Here is a 639-nt window from a genome sequence, read left to right on the forward strand (position 1 = left end):
ACGTCAACCACTCTGGGATCACCACATATGCTGACCGTCACCGCTACTGACCCAGCCGGGTTGAGCGTGAACACACCCCTAGTGCTGACCATCAGCCCAGCGCCAGCGCCGGTCAATACAGCCCCTACCGTGGCCAATGTCATTCCTCCTCAGTCAGCCACCGTCGGACAGCCATTCACTTACGCTATTCCAATCAATACGTTCACTGATAAGGAAATGCCTAACAGCCTATCCATATCCGTCACTGGACTACCAACCGGACTGGCTCTGGCCAGTAACAACACCATCACTGGTACGCCATCCACCACCCTAGGATCGCCACATACGCTGACCGTCACCGCCACTGATCCAGCCGGGTTGAGTGTGAACACCCCCCTAGTGCTGACCATCAGCCCGGCCCCAGCGCCGGTCAATACGGCTCCCACCGTGGCCAATGTCATTCCTCCCCAGTCAGCCACCGTCGGACAGCCATTCACTTACGCTATTCCAATCAATACGTTCACCGATAAGGAAACACCCAACAGCTTATCTATCTCTGTCACTGGACTACCAACCGGACTGGCTCTGGCCAGCAACAACACCATCACTGGTACGCCGTCAACCACCCTGGGGTCGCCACATATGCTGACCGTCACCGCG

1 protein-coding gene is annotated in these 639 nt (G+C 57.1%); it reads left to right on the forward strand.

Features of this window, described 5'->3' with window-relative positions; genetic code table 11:
* Positions 1–27 precede the first annotated feature (27 nt).
* Positions 28–639, forward strand: a 612-nt coding sequence (locus GK108_RS30995) for a putative Ig domain-containing protein (RefSeq protein ID WP_212592933.1), incomplete at its 3' end; no start/stop codon positions are given.

Origin of the sequence: Spirosoma terrae (assembly GCF_010435915.1) — a bacterium.
GTDB classification, from domain to species: domain Bacteria; phylum Bacteroidota; class Bacteroidia; order Cytophagales; family Spirosomataceae; genus Spirosoma; species Spirosoma terrae.